This window comes from Streptomyces sp. NPDC087420, from assembly GCF_044744165.1.
Classification (GTDB): domain Bacteria; phylum Actinomycetota; class Actinomycetes; order Streptomycetales; family Streptomycetaceae; genus Streptomyces.
This window is the reverse complement of the sequence record NZ_JBIUXU010000043.1, coordinates 1-1422: the sequence shown is the minus strand read 5'-3', so window position 1 is coordinate 1422 and position 1422 is coordinate 1. Positions and strand designations below refer to the sequence as shown.

1 rRNA gene is annotated in these 1422 nt (G+C 55.4%); it reads right to left on the bottom strand.

Annotated elements, in window-relative coordinates:
• Positions 1–21: 21 nt before the first annotated feature.
• Positions 22–1422 (bottom strand): 23S ribosomal RNA (locus ACIO1C_RS35930); the annotation flags it as partial.

The following is a 1422-nucleotide window of genomic DNA, read 5'->3' as shown; positions in this document are numbered from 1 at the left end:
ACACAGTGGACGCGAGCAACTGAGGACAAGCCCTCGGCCTATTAGTACCAGTCAGCTTCGACCGTTACCGGTCTTCCACATCTGGCCTATCAACCCAGTCGTCTACTGGGAGCCTTAACCCCTCAAAGGGGGTGGGAGTTCTCATCTCGAAGCAGGCTTCCCGCTTAGATGCTTTCAGCGGTTATCCCTCCCGAACGTAGCCAACCAGCCATGCCCTTGGCAGAACAACTGGCACACCAGAGGTTCGTCCGTCCCGGTCCTCTCGTACTAGGGACAGCCCTTCTCAAAACTCCTACGCGCACAGCGGATAGGGACCGAACTGTCTCACGACGTTCTAAACCCAGCTCGCGTACCGCTTTAATGGGCGAACAGCCCAACCCTTGGGACCGACTCCAGCCCCAGGATGCGACGAGCCGACATCGAGGTGCCAAACCATCCCGTCGATATGGACTCTTGGGGAAGATCAGCCTGTTATCCCCGGGGTACCTTTTATCCGTTGAGCGACGGCGCTTCCACAAGCCACCGCCGGATCACTAGTCCCGACTTTCGTCCCTGCTCGACCCGTCGGTCTCACAGTCAAGCTCCCTTGTGCACTTACACTCAACACCTGATTACCAACCAGGCTGAGGGAACCTTTGGGCGCCTCCGTTACTCTTTAGGAGGCAACCGCCCCAGTTAAACTACCCATCAGACACTGTCCCTGATCCGGATCACGGACCCAGGTTAGACATCCAGCACGACCAGAGTGGTATTTCAACGACGACTCCACCTGAACTGGCGTCCAAGCTTCAAAGTCTCCCACCTATCCTACACAAGCCGAACCGAACACCAATATCAAACTATAGTAAAGGTCCCGGGGTCTTTCCGTCCTGCTGCGCGAAACGAGCATCTTTACTCGTAGTGCAATTTCACCGGGCCTATGGTTGAGACAGTCGAGAAGTCGTTACGCCATTCGTGCAGGTCGGAACTTACCCGACAAGGAATTTCGCTACCTTAGGATGGTTATAGTTACCACCGCCGTTTACTGGCGCTTAAGTTCTCAGCCTCGCCACACCGAAATGTGACTAACCGGTCCCCTTAACGTTCCAGCACCGGGCAGGCGTCAGTCCGTATACATCGCCTTACGGCTTCGCACGGACCTGTGTTTTTAGTAAACAGTCGCTTCTCGCTGGTCTCTGCGGCCACCCCAAGCTCAGGAAGTAAATTCCGTCACCCAAGATGGCCCCCCTTCTCCCGAAGTTACGGGGGCATTTTGCCGAGTTCCTTAACCATAGTTCACCCGAACGCCTCGGTATTCTCTACCAGACCACCTGAGTCGGTTTAGGGTACGGGCCGCCATGAAACTCGCTAGAGGCTTTTCTCGACAGCATAGGATCATCCACTTCACCACAATCGGCTCGGCATCAGGTCTCAGACTATATG